We start from the raw sequence: 17,656 nt of genomic DNA, 5'->3' as shown, positions 1-17,656 counted from the left end.
CTATTCTTTATATAAATTTTAATGTACTTTTATTTATAAAATTGCTAAGTCTTTAAAATATTCTAAATAAAAATTTTTTAAGATTTTTGCAATTATTCTTTTTCAATATTATTAAAATATTTTATGTTATTAAAATTACACAAACAACCTATCATTAATTGTTATATTTTCAACAAGTTTTTATTTATATGTTTTTAAATTTTATTTTATATGACTTCATTGCCAATCTCAATATTTTATATTATAGAATATCTTTTTTTATTTATTTGCTTTAAGATATACAAATCTTTAATTATTGCATAATTTAAAATTATTAAATAAATTGTTATTCTATTTTAATTATTTGACTATTAACAAAATATCATTTATTATTATAATATAATTTAAAAAATACATTTTTATAAAATTTACAATTTAAGGAAAAATATTATGACAGAAAATTTAACAAAAGAACTACCTACTAAAGAAGAAATTGTTGAGATTTTAAAAAAAGTAAAAGACCCAGAAACTGAGTTTTCAATTTTTGATTTAAGATTGATTAAATACATTGATTATAGAGAAAAAGACAAAACTCTTATTATTAATGCTTCTTTTAATAGTAGAATGCCACATTGTAAATCATGTCAATTTTTATCATTTAAAATAATTGATACTATTACAAAAAATTTGGAAAATGAATTTTATAAATATTCAGGTATAGAAAACATAGAATATATTGATATATAAATATATAATTTAAGAATATCCTTTTTTAATCTATTTTAAATTTTTAATATTATAATTTTTGGTAATATAAGTATGAATAATGACCTGAATAATATTTTGAATAATGAAATTAATAATTTTTTGAACTGAAATTAATAACTTAATTTAAAAAACATAGCTTTAATATATACTGAAATTATAATAAAATTAATTAATTTTTAAATTTACATTATTAACTGATAAACTTTATTTACTTAATTCTTTTTTGTCTTTTATAATTTGATCTTTACATAATTGAATAAATTTTCTTACATTATTTTCAATATGTCCAGGTTTAGGATTCATATATAAATAAAAATTTCTATTAGGTTCATAGGAAGTAATATGATAAATGTATTTCATATCAAGCTGGTTTATACACTTTTCAATAAATTGTTTAGAATCTAAATTCTCATAATACATCAAATAAGGTACATTATTAATTTCAATTCTTTCTTCTTTCATTTTACCATTAACATTTTTAACTTTATGATTTGAAGATTTATTTAATTTTTCTAAAATTAAATGTGCTTCCCCTTTTAAAGCGACTTTAGAATGAATTGTTACATATAATTTATCATGCTTTGTTGTTAACAAAGATACAGGTAAAAACATTATTGAATGTCTTGGTATAAATGTAAAAGTGGTATTAACTTTATAAAAATAACCTGGTCTAACATAATTACCATGATACCCAATAAATCCACCTATATTAATATATTCCTGTTTTTGTGGTTTTAATGCATTTTCCAATTCAGTAGATATTATTTTTGCAAGTTTTTTATTTTTTTTGCTTCCTCTTAAATAAATTATTGATGTTAAAAAAGCAATTATTACTAATAAATAAAATACTGGTTGTGAAAGTAGGTCCATATCATCCTCCATTTAAATCTAAAAAAATATATCATAAAATATTAAATTTAAAATTTAATTTATTGAAAGAATTTAAAAATATAAATAATTGTTTACTTCAAAAATAAAGTAACATATTAAATATTAACACTTTATATTTTTATAGAATTAAAACAATCTAGAAACATTTAATTGATAATAGCTAATTAAAAATTATTTAACAAAAAATAAATAACTAATCTAATAAAATATAATTAAAAATATAATTAAAAATGTAATTAAATAAGTAATTAAATAAGTAATTAAACAAATATAAAAAATTTAATAAATAACTATAAATAACCAATAAAATAAAAACTAAAGAAAATATTTTTCTATATAATCTGTAGTTACATTATTAAAATTTTCTGTATCAATAAAATAATCATCCTCTTTTTGTTGTAATGTATAAACATCTTTTTTAAACTCATTATACAATCTATTTTCAGATTCCTGTTTACCAGAAAATTTATTTAAAATAAAAAATGGAATACTTATTTTAAATTTATTAAGGTATTCAACGATTCTTTTTGTTTCTTTAAAAGAAAGAGTATCCTGATTTAAAATAGGAACAATATATGTAATTTTTTTATCTTTAAAAATTTTATTTAACCATTTGTTTTCTTCTAACATATTTTCCAGTTTTTTATAAACTTTATCATCTTCTTTTTTATATCCTGCAAAATTACCATACTTTTTATTATAATCTTTATCACCATAAACATTTGCAATTGATAACCTTCTTGATAATATTTTCTGTCTTATTTCCATTAGTTTTTGTGTCCATCTAACTGATATCTCAGGTAAAGTTAAAATCCTTAAAGTTAATGCTGTTGGTGGTGTATCAAAAATTATATAATCATAATTTTCATATTTTTTTATTATATAAGAAAAAGCTTTTAAAATTGCATATTCCTGTATTCCTGGGCTATAACTTATAATATCTACAAGATTATCGATATTTAATGATGAAAGATATTTATACTCACTTTTAATTTCACCTTTAATGTTTTTTATATAGTCATTGGTCCACTTATCTATATCTACTTCTTCAATATTTAATTCAGATTCAAGTTTTTTATTCTTACTAAAAATATCATTCAAATTGTGAGCAGGATCAATGGATAAAAGATGAACTTTTTTATTCATTAATGATAATTTAAAAGCTGTAATAGAGGATAAAGTTGATTTACCAACTCCCCCTTTACCAACAAAAAAAATTATTTTCATATCCTAACCTCTCTATTCATTTTTTATTTTTTTTCTTTAATATATTTTATATACCGTCAAAAGTTCCTGCTAAAGTTGCTAGAATATCCTTTGCATCATGGGAAGAATTAATCATTATAGTTATTTCATTTTCCATATATGGTAATAATTCTAAAGTTATAAAGCTGGGAGGAGAAGGAATTCCAGTAAAAGCACCAAAAATTAATAAAGAAAATACATTTTCCATCTCTTTAAGTTCAAACTCTATTTTTTCAGTTATAAACATTTTATGAGCTTCTTCAATACTTGCAAAAAACATCTTCCACTTTTTGCTAAGTTTAATTTTTTTCATTTTATTCACCTTTTTAATTTTTTGTTTTTAACTAAATAAATTTTATTATTTAAATTACTATTTTAAATTACTATTTTTATTAATGGTTGTTTAAACTTGAATTTTAATCAATATTAATTTACCACAAAAATTATTTTTTATAACAAATATTTTATTTTTTATCTATTAATAAGTTAATAGAATTCAAACAACTTTTATTAAATTGATAAAATTCTTAATCAATTTATTAGTTTAATAATTTAACTTAACAATATTTAAAATATAAAAAAGGGTTGTCTCCATAAAAAGAGACAACCCTTATAATGTTTCTAAACAGTTTTAATTTAATGTTTAATTATTCTTCTACATCTTTTTTCCAGTATCTAAAGAAATTAACTATTAAAATGAAGTTTAAAATTAACATAATAATGTTAATTACATAAAGAATAATTCCCTGTCCAATATTTTTTGAAGTATAGCCTGGTAAAATTACAATTGTATACCAGATTAATGCTGCAGTAACTGTAATCCATAATAATAAACCAGGAATTAAAGCATAATTTACATATTTTTTATCTAATTTTTTGTAAATCCATGCTGATACAGTTATCAATGTAATTGAAGCTAATAACTGGTTAGCTCCTGAGAATGATGGCCATAAAATTTTCCATTGGCCTGTCCAACCAAGATAAATACCTAATAATGCAGGTATAGTAGCTGCAACCCATCTGTTAGTAAGGAATTTATGCATACCAGGATTTTTTTCCTTTAATGGTTCAGCTAATTCTGAAACAATGTATCTTCCAAGTCTGTTAGTTGTATCCAGAGTTGTCATTGCAAATGAACTTACCCACATAGATGCAAGTGTAATCATAAATGTTCTAGGAAGATGTAATACTGATACAGTCATTTCAGCATATGAAGCAACAAATATATTTGCACCACCACCTAATTTTTTAGCCAAAATAGTATAGTAGTCAGTAGCCCAATTTGAAATAGATGCTGAAGGATCAACTTTTTTCATTGCTGTAATACCAAAAGCAGCAATTGAAACTATAACTATTGTTGATAAAAATCCTTCTGTAAACATTGCACCATAACCAATAAATAATGCATCTTTTTCAGAAGCAATTTGTTTTGATGAAGTTCCTGAAGCAACTAAAGCATGGAAACCAGATAATGATCCACATGCGATGATTAAAGGTATTGCTGGCCAGAAAGGAGTTGGTTTCCCACCTATAATATTAGGTGAAAAAGTAGTAAATGCTGGAGCACTAAAACCTTTTAATGAAACAATAGCTGCTATACCACCTGCTAACAAACCTAGATATAATAGGAAAGAGTTCATATAATCTCTTGGTTGTAACAAGATGTTAACAGGAATAGCTGAAACAATTATAATATAGAAGAAGAAAATTACCATCCAACCCTTATATGAAACCTTTAATGGTGTAATAGGTCCAAGCCATATTGCAATAAATAAGAAAATTAATCCAATAAGAGAAGAAAGCCAGAATGGTAATTTTGTTCTATATAACAAAACACCTAAAATTAAAGCAAAGATTATCTTGTAAACATAAGCTGATGCTGCATCAGGATGAGCAACATATAAACCACCAATAATTGCTGCAAATGCAGCTACTACTAAGATTACAAGAAAAAGGATAAACCATGCAAAAGAAGTTCCTGTAAACTTTCCAAGAAGTTTTGAAGAAACATACTGAACTGATTTACCATCGTATCTTATTGATGCAGATAAAGCTCCATAATCATGTACAGCACCAATAAATACATTTCCAAACCATACCCAGAGGAATCCAAGTAACCAACCATAACCCATAGCAAGAACCGGACCAACTATAGGACCAGCACCAGCTATAGAAGCGAAGTGATGCCCAAAAAGAACAAATCTGTTTGCTGGAACATAATCAACTCCATCATATAATCTTTTTGATGGGGCTTCATTTTCAGCACTGGACTTAATAATTTTCTTATCAAGAAATTTTCCATAAGTCCAGTAAAAAAAGATATAAATTCCAAGGGCTAACAAAATCATCCAAGTTGCCATAGTAACCCCCAATAAGTGTATTTGCTATACTTATATACAATAATAAATATTTGTCAACAATTATTTGCATTTAAAAATAAATTTATTTAATTTTTATAAAATGATAATTATTTTTTTCTTATATTAACATTTTAAACAAGTATTAACCTAATTTTATTAGGTACATTTAGTTTGAGTTTCCATTCTACTGAATTAAATCCTTTATATAATTAGCAACTATTTTATCAATTTTAAATATATAAAGTTGTTGAATTATTAATTTTTAAAGATACAATATCTATAAATTAAATAACAATCAATGCTTTTATGGTTTTGCTTTAATTTAGCAAAATATTTATGATAATGTTTACTAATAATAATAAAATGAAATTTTAAAATCTATTCTTTTAAAATTTTGAAAAAAAGACAAATATTACACGAGGAGATTGTATGAATAAAACAAACTTAAAAAATTTACTAATTCCTTTTTGGATTTTAATACTTTTCATCTCATTTACTATAACTTCTTTTTCTCAAGATTCAGATCCATTTTCAACAACCGTTGATTTTTCTGGTTTTTATACAAATCCAGCTCTCTATGGTCTTGACGATGATATTTTTTCATTTTTATACTTTTACAATAACAATTCTAACCTTTTTTACCTTAATATTCTTGACTTAATAGAACTTTCAATACCAAAGGACTCATTTCAAAATTTTGATTTTAACATTATTTTATCTAAAAAAAACTTTTTTAATCCCATTACATATGGTATTAGATTCAAAAACATTTTGCAAAAAGTTTCCCCTTTTGATATGGATATTGGATTTTATTATAGAACATTAAACTTATTCCATTTAGGTTTTGGTATTAATAATTTGATAAACAACAGAAACTATTATTTTTTAGCAGGGATCCATCCATTTAAATTCTTAACAATTTCTGGTAATATTGATATAGACGAAAATACTTTATTAAGTAATAGTTTAAACAATTTTGATATAAATAACATAAATTATAAACTTATGTTAGATCTAAATATAGCTAACAACACTTACCTTAATTTGGAATATAATAAAAATGGTTCAATTTCTATTTTATTTAACACTTTTTTGTATAATATTTCAACTTTTGGTAAAACCAGTAATATAACTGATTTAAAAAATTCTCAAAATTCATTTGGATTTACAACTAAATTATATCTTAGACCAGAATTACAAAAATCATCTAAAATCTATTATATTGATTTAAATAAAAACAAATTAAATGCATCTCTATTAATGTTTTTAAAAAATTTAACACGATCAAAAATAAATCATGTTATTTTTCTTGATATAGGAGGAGGTATAGATTCATTTTATCAGGTTGAGGATCTCTTACCATTACTTGATAAATTAAAACAGAAAGGTGATATAATTATCTCTTATTTACGAGTACCTAATCTTGTAACTTATACTTTAGCATCCATATCTGATGAAATAATCACCTGTCCTATATACTTATTTGATTTTACTGGATTTGCTGCATCAAATTTATTCTTAAAAGGTTTTTTTGATAAATATGGAATTAAACCAACTGTTATTAAAAGTGGAAAGTATAAAACAGCTTCAGATAATTACATCAATAAAGAATTCTCTGATGCCGATAAAGAACAATACTCTCTTTATTTTAAAAGAATAATGGATTATTTAACTACCGTTATTTATAAATATAGAGGAATATCAAAAGAAACATTTTTAAATTATATTAATTCTTTAGGAATAATTCCTGCAGATAAAGCTTATGAATTAAATTTAGTTGATGACCTTGTATATCCATATGATATTGATAGTTTTGTTTTAAAATATGTGGAAAAAGCAACGGGTGGATATAAATTAAGTTTTGATTCTCCTAAATTGGGTGCATATAAGCAGGATCTATGGAAAGCAAAAGCTGGCATAGCTGTTGTTTATCTTAAAGGTGCAATTCTTGATTCTTTTACTCCATCAATTCTTGATTCTGCAACTGATGTGATTACTCCTGACAATGTTATTCCTACTATCAATTATTTAATGAATGAGAAAAATATAAAGTCAGTTTTAATTGTTATCGATTCTCCTGGTGGTTCAGCAACAGCTTCTGATGTTATTTTTCATAAAATAAAACAACTTCAAAAAGTTAAAAAAGTATGGATTTTACAAAATAAATATGCTGCTTCTGGAGGATATTATCTTTCACTTGGTGGTCAAAAAATTATTTCTCATAATACAACCTTAACTGGTTCAATCGGTGTTCTTTCTACTTACATTTCAATTCAGGATTTATTAAACAAATATGGAATTACATATGATGAAATTAAATATAATAATTTTGCAACTTTTGGTTCAATGTATAAAAATATGTCAGATGAAGAAAAAAAACTTGCATCAAAAATTAACAATTGGTTTCTTGATAAATTTTATGGTAATGTCTCAAAAGAAAGAGGAATCTCTTTATCTCAAGTAAAAAAAATTGCTGGAGGTAGAGTTTGGTCTGGATTTGATGCAATTTCAATAAATCTTGTTGACAATGTTAGTTATTTTACAAAAACTCTGGATAATCTTTTAAAATCGGACGATTTAACATACGACGATTGCATTTTCCTATTTTTTTATCCATCTTCAATATCAAATCCTATAATAAAATACCTGGATGGTTTTGAAACAAGTATAAAAATTCTTAATAGTTTAAAAGGAATTCTTTTTACAAACAACCTTTTAATGAATAGTAAATATAACTATTTCTACTATTAATTGATTTTTTTAATATTTTATTATAAGTATAATTAAACAATTTAATTAAAAGGTAATTTTTAGGATATTAAATAATTTTATTGAAAAGTTTATTCTTAGTATTATTTATTAACTTTATTAAAAAACTTATTATTTTTATAACATTAATGATAAATCATTAATTTTTTTAATTTAGTATTTTATATTACAAATACTAAGCTTTTAATTAAAAAAAGGGGTATCAAAAATTAATTATGGTACCCCTTTTTATATTAAAAAATCCTGATTTTTAATATTTTTAAAATGATTAAATAATAAAATTTCATAACAAGCTTAGTGAAGAAAAATTTCCGTGGCTGGTGCAGTTAATAATAAAATTGAAAATTATTATTGTTGATTTAATAAATAAAAACAATATATATCATAATTGAAATTTTTCGACTGAATTGTAGTTGTCAAAGACTTAAAAGATTAAATACTGATTTATAGTTAATGTTTAAAAATCATTAAATTCTGAAATTACATAACTACACTAAGGAGAAAAATTTCAATTATGATATTATATTTCTTTTTTTAAATATCTCAATAATTTCAATTTCATTATTAAAAAAAAGTTCTTACAAATTTTTCTATTACTTTTTTTGCTATCTCTTCTTTGTCTAGATTTTCAAATATCTCTCTGTTATTAAATTTATCAATATAAACCACAGTATTTTTATCAGATTGAAAACCCTTATCTTCTTTATATACTTGATTTATACATATAGCATCCAATTGTTTTTCTTTAAGTTTTCTAATACCATTGCTTTCAATATCACTGGTTTCAGCTGCAAAACCCAAAATTTTAATATTTTTGTTTCTCTTTCTAACTTCAGTTAATACATCTTTAGTTCTAACCAATTCTAAAAAATATTTTTCATCAAGATCTTTACTTATAATAAGATTTTTATTTTTAGTAAGATCTTTATTTTTTGCAAGATTGTTATCTTTAATAAAATCTTGATTGTTAGATTGATTGTTTTGTTTTTTAATTTTCTCATCACTAATCTTAGCGGGAGTAAAATCTGAAACAGCTGCAGACATAACCAATAAATCATAATCTTCAATATTATCTAATATTTTTTCAAGTAATTCAGATGTACTTGTTATCTTTTGAGGATTAAATAAATCAATCTTATAATAATTGTAATTTCCAGCAATAACTTTTAAATTAAAACCTAAAAAATCAAGATATTTTGCATAAAAATAACCAGTTTTGCCTGAACTTGGATTTGATATAAATCTTACAGGATCAATATATTCTCTTGTTGCACCTAAAGTTACAATTGCTTTTAATTTATTGGATTTATTTTTCAATTCATTTTTATACAAAATCTTTTCAATATAATAAAGAATAATATCATCTGAAGGAAACCTTCCTTTACCCACTTTACCTGTTGCAAGTAATCCTTCAACTGGTTCAACAATTTTAATACCTCTTTTTGATAATATTTTTAAATTTTCTTCAGTTGCTTTATTTTTATACATATTATCATTCATTGATGGTACAATCATAACAGGTCCATCATATGCTAAAAACATTGTTGATAACATGTCATCAGCAATACCTGTTCTAAATTTTGCTATGATATTAGCAGTAGCTGGTGCAACTATAAATAGATCTGCTTTCTCTGTTAACGATATGTGAGTCACATAACCTTCATCGTTAAACATCCCGGTAATTACTTTATTCTCAGAAACAGTCTTGAATGTTAGAGGTTTTACAAATTCCATTGCATGATCTGTCATTACAACATGAACTTTAGCTCCATGCCTTCTTAAAAATGATACTAAATTTATTGATTTATAAATAGCAATACCCCCGGTAACACCAAAAATTATTGTTTTACCTTTAAATAAATTCATCTTTTCCCTCTTATTCTAAATTTGTTTAAATTAAAAATATTAATAAAGTATTAATAAAGCATTAATAATAAAAATTATTATATATGAATTTTTTTTATTTTCTGAAAATCATTCATCTAAAATATCCTTTACTTTATCAAAGTCATCTTTATGAATAAAAAGATCAATCTCGTTAAAAGTACTAAGTGGAATTCTATAATTGGGTAAGTTAGATTTATCTTTATATTTGTATTTTATATTACTTGCATTTAATTTATTTATTACTTCTTTAAATTCATTTTTATCATAAAATGTTTTATAAAAAATATATTCTTCCATTTTTACCACTTTTAAAAATTACTAAATAGTCTATAATTTATTGAATAATATTTAAATTATTAAATAATCTATTCAATTTTATAAAACTATTTAGTTCTATAAAATTTTTTATCAAAATAATTTTTATCAATCTTAATAATAGTAGGCCTACCATGAGGACAACTATTATAGTTTTCAACTTCTGTGTTAAATATGCTTATAAATCTCTTTATATCAACTTTATCAAGCTTATCAAAAGCTTTTGGAGACATTCTGCATGCAAGTCTTGCTATTACTTTTTCTTTTAAATGTTCATAATCCAGAGTTTTTAATTCATCATCTTCTAAAAATGCATATATCTCTTCCATTAAAGCAGGTTCATCATTTGATTTTATTACATCAGGAATTGAAATTATCTGAAAAGTTGATTCACCTATTTGTTCAATTTCAAATCCATTTTCATTTAATATTTCAATCTTTTTCAAAATTTGACTATTACCTTTAATATTTGAAGTTTTTAAATTAATAATCTCTGGAAAAAGTAATGGCCTTCTTCTGTTTCTTTTAAAATTTGATTTTAATTTATTATAGTTTATTCTTTCATATGCTGCATGAAAATCTATTAAAAACAATTCTTCATCTTTCTCAAAAAGAAGATATGTATAGAATAAAATAGTTTTAAATTCTCCAAAATCTTTTGAATATATAGAAATATTGTTTATTTCACTTAATTCAATTAGTTTCTCAGCATTGATAATATCAGAATAGGAATAAGTATCATTATATTTATCTATATCATGATTGATATTATTAGATGTTTCTTCCTCAATAGAAAGGTTTGTATTGTTAAATTTATTATCCTCATCAAAACTAAAAGTATTTAATTTATCATCTTCATTTTTATTGGAAAACAACTCTCTATCTGTTAATATTTTGTTTTCTTCTACTTTTTGAAATGTATCTTCGTTTCTAAAATTTTTTGTTGTATAATTTTGTTTATTAGAATAAGAATATGTAAATTGTTCTGTTTCAGAATTTAAATGTTTTTTTATTATGTCAGCAATTTTTTTAGCAAAAAGCGAATCATTCTCTATTTTAATCTTATTTTTAGTTGGATCAATATTTTGGTCTAGAAATATTGGATCAAGATTTATATTTAATATAAAATATGGATAAAATCCCCTTGGAAGATAAGAATAATAAAACCCTTTTATTTTTTTTATTATTTCATCTTCAACAACTGGTCTACCATTTATAATAATCAAGAAAAAAGATCTATATTTTGAATAAAAATCTTTTGAAGAAAAAACTAATTTAAATTCATTTATTTTATATTGATCAAATAATTGTTCATCATATTTTATTATTTCATTTGTATCAAGTTTCTTTAAATATTTGTAAGTAGATTCACCTAAAATATCCTTTATCCTATAAAAAAATGAATCTTTATTAAAAAAATTATATATTGTTTTACCATTATTAATCAATTTAAAAGAAATTTTAGGGTTTGTTGCTGCTTTATTGACAAATAGTTTCTTTATTAAATTTAACTCTTTTTTAGAATTGTTTAAAAACTTTTTCCTGGCAGGAATATTAAAAAAAAGGTCCTGAACATTAACAGTAGTCCCATTATTAATTGAAATTGGACTAAAATCTATATCTTTTCCACCATAAACTTTTATCATATACCCTGAATCTTCCATACTAATCTTACTTTTTATAACCATTCTTGATACAGAAGCAATTGAATATAAAGCTTCCCCTCTGAATCCAAGAGTTTTTATATTTTTTAAATCTTTTTCTGAACTTATTTTTGAAGTTGCATGATTTTTAAATACAAGTTTTAAATCATCCTTTTCTATCCCTTCGCCATCATCTTTTACAACAATTGCATCAATCCCACTATTTACAAGTTCAACAATAATATTCTTAGATTTTGCATCAATAGAATTATCTATTAGCTCTCTGATTACAGAAGATGGTCCTTCTATAATTTCACCTGCTTGTATTTTTGAATAAATATCTTTTGATAGTATCTTTACTTTCCCCATATAAATATAATATCTAATTTAATAATTTTTATCAATTAAATTATTATTTTTTTGTTTATTTGCTTTAAACAACCTTATTCTCTCTTTTACACACTTTTATTTATAGCATGCATTTTAACCTTTTTTAGTTTATAAAAAAGGAATTGTTTAAAAATTTATTATATAACTATTTTTATTTAATATATAACACAGTAATAAAAAAAAGAGGCTATCCCTTGAATTTCAGGATAACCCCTTACTTAATTATAATTTCTTTTTAACAAAATTTTTATAGATTTCTTTGTTTTTTTTCTAATTAAAATGTCAACTGAGTATAAACAGCATAAGACATTTTTTGGTCAAATTGCCCTGTAGAGTCATTATAAGTATAGAATATATGATAATTAACTATAAATTTAATTCCTTTATCAATTTCATATCCTAAATTTGCATCCATAACTAGTTCACTTAAGAAAGATTTAAAAAATCCTTCAGATGTAATTTCTGTAAGATCCCAATTAGGTCTAACAATTGAAATATCACCAGAAACTTTATCAATTAATCCATCTTCTAAAACTATACTTGCAGTTAAAGTATCTCCAAGTACATTTGAAGTTGAAGCAGGATCAATAAAATAATGAACATAAGATGCTTCACCATGAATAAGATTTCTGATTAAAGCAAATTGAGCGCTAAAATATAATCCAGATTGAGGATTATCCATAAATGTTTGTGTTGCAGGATCATAAGCTGCAAGAGTATTTAAGAAATAGTTATAATACGATTCTCTTTCAATTTCATAAGTTGGACCAAACATTTGAGGTATATAATTACCTGCTATAAATCTATATTCAGCTCTATATTTTATAAACAAAATATTACCTCTAAGACCTGCAAAAGCACCAAAACCAGGTAATATACCAATTTTAGGAATACTATTTGTATCTAAAGCAGCTGGTAATGTATTTGAATACCAATAAAAATTTGTTGATGCATCAGCAAATGCAAATATTGTTAAAAAATCATTATTTGGTATAATTGGTAATATTAATCCTGCACCTAAAGAACCAATTACTGGATTTACAGATGTTTCATCTTCTGATAATGCTTTAATATCACTTACTATTTCAACTCCTATTTGCAATGGGAATGATTTTGAAAGTTTAATTCCAGGTCTTAATCCTATTACAGAAGGGTTAACAATATTATTTGCCATTAAATCAAAAACAAATGCTCCAAATTCACCTTTTAATTGTAAACCAATATATCTTGTTTCAGGGAATGAAAGCATATTTGAATAATTATACATATTCATTCCATTACCAATAACAAAGTCATCGATATTTCCAATTTTTAAATAGAATGGATCATCGTGATGATTAATTCTAAAATATTTAATTTTAATTAAAATATCATTAATTGACTGTATTGTTGTATTGATATCTGTAAATTGCAAATTATATTCATCATAATTATACCAGTGTACTGGCTCGAAAAGTCCTCCTTGTGCTGGATCAAATATAATAGGAGCATAAACTCCTAAACCAATATTTCCAAAAGTAAACTCTGTATTAATAGTAAAAGTCGAATAAATCTTTTGTTCCCCAGGATTATCTGGATCAGGAAGTACTATTGTTCCAAAATCACCAAATAATTTTAAATATTTGTCCATCCATTTTTCTAAAGCTGATTTAGCTTTTTTCTCAACAGTTTTTTTAGCTTCTTCCTGCTTTTCAGGAGGAACTTGCTCTGTTTTTTGTGTTTCTTCAGTTTTAGATTCTTCTTTCTTTGTTTCCTCGGTAGTTTGTTCCTCTTCAACAGTTTTAGTTTTAACTTCCATATTTTTTAAGAATTCTTCTTTTACCTGTTCAGGAATATCTACAACCTGTGAAGCTACCCCTTCTCCAACCATTGAGGCCATTTTACCAGCTTCAACTAAAACAGGTTGAATACTTTTAGCTTTATCTAAAACAGCAACCAACCCACGAAAAACTAAAATATCAGATTTACCAGTTTGTTCATTAAAAACAACACCAAAATCTGTACCTCTAACAGAAGCAACACCATTTGGTGTATTTATTTCAAAAGAGGAGTCTTTTCCTTTCAATTTAGAAACAACTGATCTTACTTTACCTTTAAGTAATGAAAATATTGATTTTTTCTTTGGTTTTTCTGTTATAGATTTTAATATTTCATTTACAATAAAATCTGAATTAGCTCCAACTTTAATAACAGTTCCATCTTCAAGTTCTACTTCACAAGAAGATTCTTCACCAGTTTTTATCTCTGTATTAGCATAAACTGGCATATCAATTTCTGCTGGAACAAAGTTTTCTATATTATCATCAGTGTTGTCAATTAATACATCACCAATTGGCAAAGTAACCTTTGCCTGCATTGCTGCCATATCCTGTTCCTGCTGTTTTTGTTCAGTAGTCTGGTCTGTATTACCAGTTTGATCCTGAGCAAATACTCCAACAGACATAAATATCAATATTATTGAAAAAACAATAAATATTTTTAAACCCTTTAATTTATCTCTCATAAATTACCCCCTTTGTTAAAACTCAATACCAGTAATAAAATAACTTGTAGAAACTGGTACAACATTTGACCCCTGAAGTTCATATTTTCTTTCATATATTAATGAAACTGTTGTCATTGTGCCTGGTTTTAAAGTTATTTTAAATTGCATATAACTATTCAATAAAGCATTTGTATCAGTCCAGCTATAAATATCACTAAATTTGGATATATCTGATCTAATAAAAGTAAAAGAACCAGATAAAACAGGAATTAATCCCTCATTTAATACAATTGATGCAATCAATGTTGGTTTAACTGTATTAGTTGAATCAAAATCACCAGAAATTTCTGCATAAGTTGTAAATATCTGTTGTCCTATAGTTAGATAAGCAAATGCTTTCCATCCTAGATATCCTTGATATAAATCTAAATCAGAATATTTTGTATTTCTAACACTAAAATTATCATAAATTTGATCAAAATATGGCCCTGTAAATTTATCACCATAATTATAAATTTCTGCACCTAATCCAATTATTTTAATTAATACCGAAGAAACTCCAAATTTCATACCACTACCTTTTCCTGATATTGCAGCCCAATCGGTATAAACTAAAACTGTAGCCAAATCTGAAGTCAATACAGGAACATCCATATCTATTCCATAAATAGATACAGTTTCATTTGATGCAGGATTTTTTACATATGGTTCAGTTGCATCAGGATCAAGGTCAGTTGCATATGAAAATCCAACTCTTAGAAGTTTTATAATTGGAATATCCAGCATAAGTAAAGGTCTTACATAGACTCTTGCAGCTAAGATAGAGGGGTTTTTAAGGTCATCAATAAATGATTCAAAACCAACAAATGGAAAATTAAAAAAAGTTCCATCTAAATCTAGTTCCAATCCAGACTTTCTAACTTCAGGAAATAATAATGAATTTGAATAATTTTGCATAATTAGGCCATGTCCTAAAGTAACATTATCAAAAAGTCCATACTTGACAAATAGAGGTTCCCCTTTTTCACCCCACTGAACAAACAAAACTTTATTAACATAATCTTGCCATGTTGACCATCCAACTACTTTTCCATTAGAATCTTTTCTTAAATTAAAATTTTCATCAAATTCAAAAAAAAGATCTAATCCTAAAGATAATTTTCCAAAAGTTAATTTTGGTTGTAAAGAAAAAGTCTGATATGTATTTCCATCAACTACTTCATTCCCAAAAAACATACCCATACCCATATTATCAAAAATACTCTGTGAAAAAGCCATAATTGGGAATATAAGAAACATTAAACTTATAAAAACAATGATTTTTTTTATCATAAAAAATCCCCCTTCTTACTTTAATTATTTTAATTTAATATAAATATTTTAATTTAATATAAAATTCTAACAAGAATAAAAAAATTGATAAAAGTTAGTAACTATATAAACTCTATTTTGATATATATAATAAAACAAAATTCATAAAAATCAATTAAATTAAATATAATTACTAAATTTTTATTTAAAATTAAACAATGTGTGAATTGATTAATTCAGGAATTAAATTAAGAGGTAATATTTCATCTACAATAAACATAGAAGTAGCTGCTTTTGCCATACCATAAACAACTGATGTATTTTTATCCTGAACAATTGTTAAACCATTTTGTTCTTTAATTTTTTTCAACCCTTTAGCACCATCTTTACCCATTCCAGTTAACAAAATTCCACAAACCTTATCACCATATTTACTTAATGATTCAAATCCAAGGTCAATATTTGGAGAAATTATTGTCTTTTTAGAATCCAGAATTTTTATTTTGTTATTTTCAATAACCATATTTTTTGATCCAGGTGCTACATATACAATCCCATTTTTAACAATTTCATTATTTGAAGATTCTTTAACTTCAAGGCCACTTAATCTTTTTAATCTATTTGCAAATGACAAAGAATATCCTGCTGGAATATGCTGGAAAACAAAAATAGTTGAATATTTGAATTTATTTAAATTTTTAATTATATATGTTATAGCTTGAACTCCCCCTGTTGAAGCTCCTATACCTATATATTTAAAAACTTTCTTTTCATTTAGTCCAAAATTTCTCTGATTTTTATAATTATTATAAATAAATTTAATTTTTTGTATAAAAGTTTCTTTTAATAAATTAAAATTACTTTCAAATTGCATTTTTGATGGTTTTTCTATTACATCCAATGCTCCATATTCAAAACATTCAAATGTTATATCTGCATTTTTTGAAGTATATGAAGAAGATATTATTACTGGAATCTCTGGAAACCTCTTTTTTATAATTTTTAATGTTGAGAGTCCATCAAGAACTGGCATCTCTATATCTAAAACAACAATATCAATCTTGTAAAAATTACTTTCTAAAACATCAAGGCATTCCCTTCCATTTTCTACTATTTTAAAAACTGAAATCTCATTATCATTAGTAAAAATATCATGATAAATTTGTTGAAAAACTTTTAGATCTTCAGCAATAAGAATGTTAATTTTTTTCATAAAATCAATTGACTCAAAAATAATAGAATATTACTCACCTATAGCTTTTTTAATTGCAGAAAGCATTCTTTCAGGTTTAAATGGTTTCACAATAAAATCTTTTACACCTGCTTTTATTGCTTCTATAATTAATTGTTGTTGCCCTAAAGCAGAACAAATTATAATTTTAGCATTAGGATCAATCTGAAATATCTTTTTCATAGCTTCAAGACCATTCATATAAGGCATTGTAATATCTAAAATAACAATATCTGGTCTTAATTCTCTAAATTTTTTTACTGCTTCAATACCATCACCAGCTTCACCAACTATTTCATACCCTTTACTTTCAAGAATATCTTTTTGCATCATCCTCATAAATGATAAATCATCAGCTAATAAAATTTTGGTTTTCATCAAA

The 17,656-nt window shown here is 24.1% G+C and carries 13 protein-coding genes; 2 read left to right on the top strand and 11 right to left on the bottom strand.

Going from position 1 to position 17,656, the window contains the following annotated elements:
- Window positions 1–429 precede the first annotated feature (429 nt).
- Complete coding sequence (locus ACZ5EC_RS12460) at window positions 430–726, top strand: hypothetical protein (protein ID WP_464302806.1); 297 nt, start codon at window positions 430–432, stop codon at window positions 724–726.
- A gap of 225 nt (window positions 727–951) precedes the next feature.
- Here ACZ5EC_RS12460 and ACZ5EC_RS12455 read toward each other — a convergent pair whose 3' ends face one another.
- From ACZ5EC_RS12455 to ACZ5EC_RS12440, 4 genes are all read right to left on the bottom strand, one after another.
- Window positions 952–1,617 (bottom strand): hypothetical protein, encoded by a 666-nt coding sequence (locus ACZ5EC_RS12455; RefSeq protein ID WP_464302805.1) that lies wholly within the window; start codon window positions 1,615–1,617, stop codon window positions 952–954.
- 336 nt (window positions 1,618–1,953) lie between these two features.
- A complete protein-coding gene (locus ACZ5EC_RS12450; protein ID WP_464302804.1) occupies window positions 1,954–2,865 on the bottom strand; it encodes an ArsA family ATPase in 912 nt (303 codons plus the stop codon).
- A gap of 46 nt (window positions 2,866–2,911) precedes the next feature.
- On the bottom strand, window positions 2,912–3,196 hold the full coding sequence (locus tag ACZ5EC_RS12445) for a DUF7990 family protein (RefSeq protein ID WP_464302803.1): 285 nt from the start codon (window positions 3,194–3,196) through the stop codon (window positions 2,912–2,914).
- A gap of 334 nt (window positions 3,197–3,530) precedes the next feature.
- On the bottom strand, window positions 3,531–5,243 hold the full coding sequence (locus ACZ5EC_RS12440; RefSeq protein ID WP_464302802.1) for a carbon starvation CstA family protein: 1,713 nt from the start codon (window positions 5,241–5,243) through the stop codon (window positions 3,531–3,533).
- A gap of 429 nt (window positions 5,244–5,672) precedes the next feature.
- Here ACZ5EC_RS12440 and sppA point away from each other — a divergent pair, with 429 nt between their 5' ends.
- Window positions 5,673–7,994 carry a signal peptide peptidase SppA gene (gene sppA, locus ACZ5EC_RS12435; protein WP_464302801.1) on the top strand — a complete coding sequence of 774 codons (2,322 nt, stop codon included), beginning with the start codon at window positions 5,673–5,675 and terminating at the stop codon, window positions 7,992–7,994.
- Window positions 7,995–8,576: 582 nt separating this feature from the next.
- Here sppA and coaBC read toward each other — a convergent pair.
- The 7 genes from coaBC to ACZ5EC_RS12400 form a co-directional block, all read right to left on the bottom strand.
- The gene (coaBC, locus tag ACZ5EC_RS12430; RefSeq protein ID WP_464302800.1) at window positions 8,577–9,878 is read right to left on the bottom strand and encodes a bifunctional phosphopantothenoylcysteine decarboxylase/phosphopantothenate--cysteine ligase CoaBC; all 1,302 of its coding nucleotides are present in this window, start codon (window positions 9,876–9,878) and stop codon (window positions 8,577–8,579) included.
- Window positions 9,879–9,986: 108 nt separating this feature from the next.
- The gene (locus ACZ5EC_RS12425) at window positions 9,987–10,196 is read right to left on the bottom strand and encodes a hypothetical protein (protein WP_464302799.1); all 210 of its coding nucleotides are present in this window, start codon (window positions 10,194–10,196) and stop codon (window positions 9,987–9,989) included.
- An 86-nt stretch (window positions 10,197–10,282) separates the two neighbouring features.
- Window positions 10,283–12,226 (bottom strand): DNA mismatch repair endonuclease MutL, encoded by a 1,944-nt coding sequence (mutL, locus tag ACZ5EC_RS12420; RefSeq protein ID WP_464302798.1) that lies wholly within the window; start codon window positions 12,224–12,226, stop codon window positions 10,283–10,285.
- Between the two features lie 295 nt (window positions 12,227–12,521).
- Window positions 12,522–14,750, bottom strand: a complete 2,229-nt coding sequence (locus tag ACZ5EC_RS12415) for a FecR family protein (RefSeq protein ID WP_464302797.1) — start codon at window positions 14,748–14,750, stop codon at window positions 12,522–12,524.
- 15 nt (window positions 14,751–14,765) lie between these two features.
- Window positions 14,766–16,064, bottom strand: a complete 1,299-nt coding sequence (locus ACZ5EC_RS12410; protein WP_464302796.1) for a hypothetical protein — start codon at window positions 16,062–16,064, stop codon at window positions 14,766–14,768.
- A 190-nt stretch (window positions 16,065–16,254) separates the two neighbouring features.
- Complete coding sequence (locus ACZ5EC_RS12405; RefSeq protein WP_464302795.1) at window positions 16,255–17,256, bottom strand: chemotaxis protein CheB; 1,002 nt, start codon at window positions 17,254–17,256, stop codon at window positions 16,255–16,257.
- Window positions 17,257–17,286: 30 nt separating this feature from the next.
- Entirely contained in the window at window positions 17,287–17,652 is a 366-nt protein-coding gene (locus tag ACZ5EC_RS12400) for a response regulator (RefSeq protein WP_464302794.1), read from the bottom strand.
- Window positions 17,653–17,656: the final 4 nt, after the last annotated feature.

It is taken from the genome of Exilispira thermophila, from assembly GCF_055389015.1.
This window is presented reverse-complemented; position numbering and strand designations above follow the sequence as displayed.

Coding starts and splice junctions, on each gene's coding strand:
- ACZ5EC_RS12400 (WP_464302794.1), bottom strand. CDS start 17,652: ATGAAAACCAAAATTTTATTAGCTGATGATTTATCATTTATGAGGATG.
- ACZ5EC_RS12445 (WP_464302803.1), bottom strand. CDS start 3,196: ATGAAAAAAATTAAACTTAGCAAAAAGTGGAAGATGTTTTTTGCAAGT.
- sppA (WP_464302801.1), top strand. CDS start 5,673: ATGAATAAAACAAACTTAAAAAATTTACTAATTCCTTTTTGGATTTTA.
- ACZ5EC_RS12450 (WP_464302804.1), bottom strand. CDS start 2,865: ATGAAAATAATTTTTTTTGTTGGTAAAGGGGGAGTTGGTAAATCAACT.
- ACZ5EC_RS12410 (WP_464302796.1), bottom strand. CDS start 16,064: ATGATAAAAAAAATCATTGTTTTTATAAGTTTAATGTTTCTTATATTC.
- ACZ5EC_RS12460 (WP_464302806.1), top strand. CDS start 430: ATGACAGAAAATTTAACAAAAGAACTACCTACTAAAGAAGAAATTGTT.
- coaBC (WP_464302800.1), bottom strand. CDS start 9,878: ATGAATTTATTTAAAGGTAAAACAATAATTTTTGGTGTTACCGGGGGT.
- ACZ5EC_RS12455 (WP_464302805.1), bottom strand. CDS start 1,617: ATGGACCTACTTTCACAACCAGTATTTTATTTATTAGTAATAATTGCT.
- ACZ5EC_RS12425 (WP_464302799.1), bottom strand. CDS start 10,196: ATGGAAGAATATATTTTTTATAAAACATTTTATGATAAAAATGAATTT.
- ACZ5EC_RS12405 (WP_464302795.1), bottom strand. CDS start 17,256: ATGAAAAAAATTAACATTCTTATTGCTGAAGATCTAAAAGTTTTTCAA.
- mutL (WP_464302798.1), bottom strand. CDS start 12,226: ATGGGGAAAGTAAAGATACTATCAAAAGATATTTATTCAAAAATACAA.
- ACZ5EC_RS12440 (WP_464302802.1), bottom strand. CDS start 5,243: ATGGCAACTTGGATGATTTTGTTAGCCCTTGGAATTTATATCTTTTTT.
- ACZ5EC_RS12415 (WP_464302797.1), bottom strand. CDS start 14,750: ATGAGAGATAAATTAAAGGGTTTAAAAATATTTATTGTTTTTTCAATA.